At 60.5% G+C, this 7,815-nt stretch carries 6 protein-coding genes and 1 pseudogene; 2 read left to right on the plus strand and 5 right to left on the minus strand.

The annotated features are described in order from the left end of the window. Nucleotides 1-161: 161 nt before the first annotated feature. Together ACF8R3_RS12435 and ACF8R3_RS12440 are read left to right on the plus strand one after the other, a co-directional pair. Nucleotides 162-1,187: pseudogene (locus tag ACF8R3_RS12435) on the plus strand (RHS repeat domain-containing protein); the annotation flags it as partial. Between the two features lie 2 nt (nt 1,188-1,189). Next, the gene (locus tag ACF8R3_RS12440; protein ID WP_058638532.1) at nt 1,190-1,852 is read left to right on the plus strand and encodes a hypothetical protein; all 663 of its coding nucleotides are present in this window, start codon (nt 1,190-1,192) and stop codon (nt 1,850-1,852) included. Nucleotides 1,853-2,201: 349 nt separating this feature from the next. Here ACF8R3_RS12440 and ACF8R3_RS12445 read toward each other — a convergent pair whose 3' ends face one another. The 5 genes from ACF8R3_RS12445 to ACF8R3_RS12465 form a co-directional block, all read right to left on the minus strand. Then, complete coding sequence (locus tag ACF8R3_RS12445; protein ID WP_078478119.1) at nt 2,202-3,098, minus strand: LysR family transcriptional regulator; 897 nt, start codon at nt 3,096-3,098, stop codon at nt 2,202-2,204. A gap of 71 nt (nt 3,099-3,169) precedes the next feature. Then, nucleotides 3,170-5,194 (minus strand): pyridoxamine 5'-phosphate oxidase family protein, encoded by a 2,025-nt coding sequence (locus ACF8R3_RS12450; RefSeq protein WP_392474840.1) that lies wholly within the window; start codon nt 5,192-5,194, stop codon nt 3,170-3,172. Between the two features lie 26 nt (nt 5,195-5,220). Next, nucleotides 5,221-5,850 (minus strand): glutathione S-transferase family protein, encoded by a 630-nt coding sequence (locus tag ACF8R3_RS12455; RefSeq protein ID WP_078478117.1) that lies wholly within the window; start codon nt 5,848-5,850, stop codon nt 5,221-5,223. Nucleotides 5,851-6,103: 253 nt separating this feature from the next. Continuing rightward, nucleotides 6,104-6,655, minus strand: coding sequence for a UPF0149 family protein (locus tag ACF8R3_RS12460; RefSeq protein ID WP_196142292.1), 552 nt, complete (start codon nt 6,653-6,655; stop codon nt 6,104-6,106). 107 nt (nt 6,656-6,762) lie between these two features. After that, nucleotides 6,763-7,650 (minus strand): nitrilase family protein, encoded by an 888-nt coding sequence (locus ACF8R3_RS12465; protein ID WP_058638537.1) that lies wholly within the window; start codon nt 7,648-7,650, stop codon nt 6,763-6,765. Nucleotides 7,651-7,815: the final 165 nt, after the last annotated feature.

Raw genomic sequence — 7,815 nt, forward strand, 5'->3', positions numbered from 1 at the left:
AGCATGATGGCTGCGGCTATGTGCTGGGGCGCCAAGACAGCCCTGTCGGCCAGCGCGAAGCATTCCGCTACGACCCGGCCGGCAACCTGCTCGACCCGCGGACAGCAGGTGCCGGGCTGGTCCGGCACAACCGCGTGCTCACTTTCGAGGACAAGCGCTATCGCTACGATGGCTTCGGTCGCCTGGTGGAAAAGCGCAGCCGTCGCCGCGGTACGCAGCATTTTCGCTACGACGCCGAGCACCGGCTGGTCCAGGTGCGCAACTTGCAACCCGGGCGGGAGCGCATCATCGTCATGCGCTACGACCCGATGGGCCGGCGTACCGAGAAGATCGAATCGACGCTCGACGGCCAGGTGGTTGGCCGCACGCGCTTCAGCTGGAGTGGCCTGCGCCTGCTCGGCGAGCAGCACAATGGCCGGCAGGCGTTGTACTTGTACGAGGACGATGGTCATGAACCGCTGGCCCGGGTGGATGGCCTGGGTGCTCACCAGCAGGTACTGCATTACCACAATGACATCAACGGCCTGCCGGAGCAGTTGACCGACGACGCTGGCGAGGAGGTGTGGTCGGCGCGCTACCTGACCTGGGGCGCAAGCTGGGATGAACAGCGGGCTACCCGTCTGCCGGAAAAACAGAACCTGCGCTTCCAAGGCCAGTACCTGGACCGCGAAACCGGCCTGCACTACAACTTGTTCCGCTTCTACGACCCGGAGATAGGCCGCTTTACCCAGCCTGACCCGATTGGTCTGGCCGGTGGCTTGAACCTTTACGAGTATGCGCCCAACCCGTTTACTTGGATCGACCCATGGGGTCTATTGAAGGAAGGCGAGACCGCGGGGTATGGTGCCAAGGCGCACCGAGGCGATGGCCTTGAAGCTCATGAGATTCTGCGTAACAAGTTCTTGCAGGACGCCGGTATTGCACCGAAAAATCGCAGGTTGCGCGGCAACCCTTCGATTGCCCTGACGCCGAAGCACCATGATCAGGTGCATGCTGCAGAGAACCGGTTACGCAAGGCAATGGGCCTCAAGCCTAACCAGATGCTCAAAAGCGGCAAGCTTGAAATCCGCTTGATGTCCAAGGCGATCTACCAATCGTTAGTCAGCCAGGGGGATGTCACAATCCAGCAACTCAGAACGGCCCGACGCTACGCCAAATCATTCGCCAAAAGCAAAGGGTGTTACTAGCCATGAAGAAAATCGTGTTGTCCCAACAAGATCACGGCTACGGCCAAATCGGTGGTGCGCCTTTGCTCAAGGACCTCTCCCTGTGGCCGGCCAACCCGCAAACCGGTGGGCTGATGACTCCCATCATGACCCTTACCGAACAATTCCAACCGGCCCGGTTCGTCCCACCAGGCATGGCTATCACCGTTTTTCTTGCAGTCGCGCAACAGCAGGATGGTAGCTTCAACCGCCCACTTCAACGTCGCTATACGGTCAATCAGCAGTCTGAACTGCAGAGCGTGCTTAGCGGTGGCTTTGCCCGGGTCATTCTGCATGAACTCGCCAGCCATCCACTGGAGCCCAGCACCCCGCCCTTGCTGCTGGAGCGAGCGTTCATCGATTTCGAAGAAATGACCGACGAGGAGCATGACGAGGAGCATGAGGATGAAGACAGCGGGATCGGCCTGAGCAAGCCCAGCGGTCGCCCTTGCTGGCTGCAGGATCCGATCTACGAACCACCGCGCTACATGTTCATGATGCAACTGGTAGACGCCGACGTGGCCCAAGCCAGTCCGCCACATGGTGGGCTGTTTGGCGAAGGTAACGGCTACCTGTTCGTGGACATGCAGGCGCGCCGTGGCAAGGAAGGCGATGACGCCGGGTTCTTCTTCATTCAGTTCACCTGAAGGGCTGCTGACTCAAGGCGATCACCCGAGAGGGGCAAGGGCTGAGGAGATTCACGTGAACATCTGTCACTTGGACAACGCGCCGCCCCTTGGGGAGACTTGGGCGAAGATACCGATGTAGACAGCATCAAGCGCGCCGGCCCACACACCCCAGCCGCCTAGCCCATTACCGACTACCTCGATCTGGAAGGCGGGCCGACCTCTACAATCGATTCACTGCCGCATGACCCTGGCTTGCCGCACGTATGCCCGCGTACCGGCAAGCAGTCGTGGTGGGCAAGCTCAACCTGCACAAGGACCTGCAGCACGAACCACCCAGGTTGCTTTACATTCACCCTGCTCAGTTAAATCAGTCCAGCTGTCGAGCCTTCAGCGCCTGCGCCAGCATGTCAATGAAGGCCCGGACCTTGGCTGAACCGTACTTGCTCTCCCGGTGCAATATATGGATTGGCCAAGGCGCCTCTTCGTAATCGGCCAGAACCACCTGCAGCTGCCCGCTGGCCAGTTCATCCGCGACCTGATACGACAGCAGGCGAGCAATGCCCAACCCGCAGCTGGCCGCAGCGATGGCGCCGTCATTGCTGGTCACAGTCAAGCGGGGTTTCATGCGCACCAAGGTCGGTTCACCGATTACTCCGAAACGCCAGCCGGCTCGCGGCGACAGGTTGGTGGTACCAATCACTGCATGCTCCGCCAAGTCGGACGGGTGCTTTGGCACGCCATGACGCGCCAGATATTCGGGAGAGGCGCACAGCATGCGTCGGACCCTGCCCACCCGCAGTGCTTTGAGCCCGGAGTCGGGTAAGGGCCCGATACGAACGGCCACATCCATGCCCTCTTCGACCATGTTCACGATGCGGTCGAGGAAGTAGGCGGAGACGTCAACCTCGGGGTACTGCTGCAGGTAGCGGACGATGCACGGCATGACGAACTTCTTGCCAAACAGGATGGGCGCAGTAACGGCCAGGTCGCCCTTGGGTGTGGCGTTGATGCCGGCAGCGGCTTCGTTGGCCTCATGGATGCTGGCGAGAATGTGCCGGGTGTCCTCCAGGTAGCGGCCGCCGGCTTCGGTCAGGCGCACACTGCGCGTGGTACGCAGCGCCAACTTCACCCCGAGTTGTTCTTCCAGGGCGACAACAGCACGGGTGACGGCCGCCGGGGAGATATCCAGGCGCCGGGCAGCGGCGGCGAAGCTTTCCAGTTCGCCAACGGCGACGAACACCTTCATCAGGTGGATCTGGTCCATGCGGGCTCCTGGGGGCGGGAATGCGGGCATTATGGTTGATTCGAGGCGCTGGTGCTGCCTGTTCTGGCCGATCAGATATCAAGCATCAGCGCCTGCCCCGGCTCATCCATGTTTGCTGGCACCGCACAACAGATCAGCGCGGTCCCGCTCTCCGGCATTTCGGCCGGGAGGTTAGGGTAATGCACCTGGCCACTGAGCAACCGCGTTTTGCAGGTGCCGCAGGTTCCACCCCGGCAACTGAATTCCGGCGACAGGCCATGTGCTTCGGCCAGCTCCAGCAGTGTGCCGCTGGAGGGTGACCACTGTGCCTGCTTAGCTGATGCTGCAAAATGCACCGCCACTGGCTCGCTGGCAGCAGGCGGCTGCTGCAGCGTCGGCTGGCCGGCGTCGAGGTGGCGGCGAAGGCTTGACGGGCCGAACGCTTCGGCATGAATCCGCGCGTCCGGCACATGCAGGCCACGCAGCCCCTGGTAGAAGTCCTGGGTGAAGTTGCCTGGGCCACACAGGTAGAAGTCGTAGTCATCGAGTGTCAGTGTGGCTTTGACGTGCTCGATACCCAGCCGGCCGGCAAACTGATAATCACGGCCTGGCTGGGCGTGGTCTTCGGGTTGGCTCAGGGCGCGGTACACGTGCAGCAGCCCTGCGGCGTAATGTTGCAAGTGGGCCAGTTCCTTGTGGAATGCCAGATCAGCCAAGCTACGGGCACCTTGGAAAAGATGAATGACCCGCGCCTGCCCCTGCTTCAACTGCTCGCGCAACATGGCCAGCAAAGGCGTGATACCCACGCCAGCGCCAATCAGTACCAGCGGCCGGGTGCTGTTCAAATCGAGCGTGAAACTGCCTACGGGCGGGCGCACCTGCAGTACATCGCCTGCCACGACGCGCTCATGCAAATATCGCGAAGCGGGTCCCTGGGCTTTGACGCTGATACGCACATGGCCGTCGGAGGGTGCGCTGGACAGGCTGTAGGTGCGGATCAGAGGCTTATGCGGGTCCAGCGGGATTTGCACGGGCACATGTTGCCCTGGCGCGAACGTCACTGCGGTAGCGCCAGGTGGCTCAAGGTAGAACGAGCGGATATCGCCGCTTTCCTGCTCTACCCGCAGCACACGCCAAGGTTGCCATTGCGCCTGTTGCGAAGGTTGCAGCAGGCGGGGCCAGGTGCCGGTCGCCAACGTGGTTGGCGCGTAGTCCTTGAATGCCCAACGCAGGCCAACTGCGCCCGGACGCCATACCACCTGCTCGACATCCAGCGTCCATAGACGCTCGGCACCCTCGAACAGGGAAGTGTCGGGGCTGTCCAGCACCAGCTCGGCACGCCCATACAGTTGCAGCACGTTGCCGTTGCTGAAGTCGATGAACAATAGCCCAGCCCGGGGGTTTGCCAGCAGGTTGCCCAGGGTATTGAAGTGCAGGTTCCCGGCGTAATCGGGGATGGTCAGGAGGCTGCCTTCAACCCTGACGAAGCCGGGTCGTCCGCCACGGTGGGAGACGTCCACCGCTCGCTGGCCGTCGGCGTGCTCGACATAACTGGCAACGAAGAAGGTATCGGCTGCCTGGATCAGGCTGACGGCATCGGCATCCAGCGCTGTGGAATCGACGCGCCCTTGGAGCAGTTGCGCAACCCGGGTGTAGTCGCGCCGTTGGATGTATTGCGGGCAGTTGCCGAATGACTGAGCCACGGTCACCTGCAACTGCCCCTGGGTGGCCTGTTGGATGTGGCCGTTGAGGCGATTGCGCCGACGGGTGTGCAGTTCGATACCCAGCAGACCGACTGCCTGCCCGTCGGCCAGCCCTGGCGTCGCCGGATCGTCGGCTGGCGGTTGGGTATCGATTATCAGCTCACGTGGATGGGGCGAGCGGATGAAACCTTCCGGCCCCTCCAGTAGGGTCGCCCATGGACGGCCCTGCGAGTCCACGCTGGCGGCAACAATGAACGGCAGCTGGTGGTAGAAGGTGCGGTGCTGATCGGGCATGTAGTCGCGAATGACCTTATGCCCCACCGCCTCCATGCGCGCTGCAACACCCACCTTTTCCTGCAGGGTTTTCTCGCCTGGGTGCCAAGGCGATGGGCGATGGTCGAGTGTGTGCTGCATGGCGACGTCCTCGGGGCGGCAAAGTGTCAGGCGTTGTTCTGCAGCCCGATCTGAGTACGTGGCATGGCCACGAAGCCGGGCAACGCTTCGATTCGCATCAGCCAGTCGCGCACATTGGCGTAGGGCTCCAGCGACACATTGCCTTCAGGTGCGTGGGCGATGTACGAGTAGTTGGCGATGTCGGCGATGGTTGGGGTATGGCCTGCCAGGAACGGTCTTTCGGCCAACTCGGTATCGATCACCTTGAGCAGCGCATGGGCGCGAGCAATGACCTCGTCGGTATTGAATGCCGCGCCGAATACGGTTACCAGGCGCGCGGCGGCCGGACCGAAGGCCAGCGGGCCGGCCGCTACCGATAACCAGCGTTGCACAGCAGCCGCTGCCACTGGATCTTCGGGCAGCCATGCACCGTTGTCGTATTTCTTGGCCAGGTACACCAGGATGGCGTTGGAATCAGCGATCACCGTACCGTTGTCATCGATCACCGGCACCTGACCGAAAGGGTTCAGGGCCAGGAACTCGGGTTGCTTGTGCGCACCTGCTGCCAGGTCCACGAAAACCAGTTCGGTGGGCAACGCAAGCAGGGAAAGCATGAGCTCGATGCGGTGCGCGTGACCGGACTTGGGGAAGTTGTAGAGCTTTATTGGGTTGGACATTGGCGTGGCTCCTAGTCAGCGCCGGCATAGCGCTGGTGGAGCCATACTGCATGTATCGACGTAGAAGCAGAATCAGCGCCTGGAGCAAGCCTCAATTTCGCTGATCGAAACAATGGGCCTGCGTGGCGCCCGCGACAGAAGGTGATTGGAGGTAGAGCCTGTGCTGAGCCTATACAACGTGGGGACTGTGGCACCGTATGGCTGTTTGAACCCCAACTTGCTCAGTTCATCAAATTCGCGGTCTTCGATGGCCTTACCGCTGCCTTGAATAGAAGCGATAGAGCTGGCGAACGGCATCGATGACTTGGGGCACGCACTGCTGGATATCCTGTTCGGACATCTGATCCAATAGCTCGACGTTATCTTCCAACCCATGTAGCGAGATAGTCTTGAGCAGCGCATCCTGTTCTGGAGGCAGGGCAGCCCACCCAGCGACTTGAGTGCCGCGCATGTAGCCAAAGCACCACTCCTCCATGACGACTTCGGTACCCTGATCGCCCTCGCCTTGCTCAAAAAGCGGTTCGAAGCCATCAACATCGTCTTCCAGGTCTTCGGCAACCTGACTGGCGTAGCGCAACATTAATGCCGTATAGGCCTCTTCGTCAGCAGGCTTCTTGAACTTGGGAACGTGACCGCCGGCTACCGCTGGCAGCCATTCCATAGGCTGGACGGTATTGGGTGAGCTAGCCAGGGCGGTGAAGAAGCCGTTGAGCTCTGCCAGATTGATGACCGAGTAGTCATTGCCGTAGACGATCAACATGTCTTCAAGGCGATTGAGCTCTTTTTCTGTAAGCGGTAAAAACATGCAGTAGGGTCCTGGCAGTCGGGTATGCGTGCACCCTAACATAAACACCTCCTGCAGAGCGCCTGCGCGCTTCATACGCATCATGTGGGTATGCCTGAATAGCGTGCTCACTTCCTTAGCGGCATGGCCGCATGCAGGCGATAACCGAGCGTCACATCATAAAGATCTGTACGCCGATCACGGGGGGCGTCATTCAAGGTATTGCAGGGGGCCGAGCGAGCACTGCTCAGGTCTATATCGGCATAGACGATGGTCTGCTCTTGTGCACTGGCCACTTCGCCAATAGGCCAGCCGTTGGTTCCGGCAATCAGTGAACATCCCAAAAACCGCCTACCTCGCTCGTCACCGATACGATTGGCAGCGGCAATGAAGATATTGTTGACGTGGGCGGCCGTCATGGTCAGGTAGTTGGCCATGCACCGGTCTGCCTGATCGAATAGCGGTGGTGGTGTCCAGACCCAGTTATTGAGGCTGCAGATCAGATCGGCCCCTTGGGCTGCCAGCAGTCGTGGCACTTCCGGGAACCAGATATCACCGCCAATCAACAGACCTATGCGGCCTATCGATGTGTCAAACACTGGAAAGCCCAGGTTACCTGGGGCACACCACAAGTTTTCCTGGGCCCCTAAGTGAGCCTTGCGGTAATGCCCGAGCAAACCGCTCGGGCCGAACAGCACCGCACTGTCATACAGTTTCAATCCATCCTGTTCGACGAATCCGGCAGCCAAGTAGACCTGGTATTGCTCGGCAAGGTCTGCCCAGGCCTGCACGCTAGAGCCGTGCTCAAGTGTTTCGGCATGAGCAAAGGCCTCTGCCCGCGACACAAAGGTGTAGCCCGTGTTGGTGAGTTCGGGCAGCACGATGAGGTTGGCTCCAGCACGCGCGGCGCTGCGTGCCAATGCCACGCTCTTGGCGAGGTTACCAGCGCAATGTTCAAGCCCCACCTGAGGCGCGAACTGGATGACGGCAATGCGTGCCGGGCTGAATGCGGCCATGATGCCTTCCCTCTTTTGATCGTTTAGAAGGAAGCCAGTAGAGCCGGCTTTCGTTAACCGGATACAGTCGGGCGTTTCTGATAAGTCGGTAGGATTCTACGATTCAGATGGTAGGCATGACCTTACAGATCAAACCATCTATTCAGCTGCAATAATTTTGGGTAG

This window comes from Pseudomonas sp. FYR_7 (assembly GCF_043106155.1).
Classification (GTDB): Bacteria; Pseudomonadota; Gammaproteobacteria; order Pseudomonadales; family Pseudomonadaceae; genus Aquipseudomonas; species Aquipseudomonas parafulva_B.

Bases quoted from the DNA above. Each gene is read 5' to 3' on its own strand.
- ACF8R3_RS12455 (WP_078478117.1), bottom strand. From the start codon at position 5,850: ATGTCCAACCCAATAAAGCTCTACAACTTCCCCAAGTCCGGTCACGCG.
- ACF8R3_RS12450 (WP_392474840.1), bottom strand. From the start codon at position 5,194: ATGCAGCACACACTCGACCATCGCCCATCGCCTTGGCACCCAGGCGAG.
- ACF8R3_RS12465 (WP_058638537.1), bottom strand. From the start codon at position 7,650: ATGGCCGCATTCAGCCCGGCACGCATTGCCGTCATCCAGTTCGCGCCT.
- ACF8R3_RS12460 (WP_196142292.1), bottom strand. From the start codon at position 6,655: ATGTTTTTACCGCTTACAGAAAAAGAGCTCAATCGCCTTGAAGACATG.
- ACF8R3_RS12445 (WP_078478119.1), bottom strand. From the start codon at position 3,098: ATGGACCAGATCCACCTGATGAAGGTGTTCGTCGCCGTTGGCGAACTG.
- ACF8R3_RS12440 (WP_058638532.1), top strand. From the start codon at position 1,190: ATGAAGAAAATCGTGTTGTCCCAACAAGATCACGGCTACGGCCAAATC.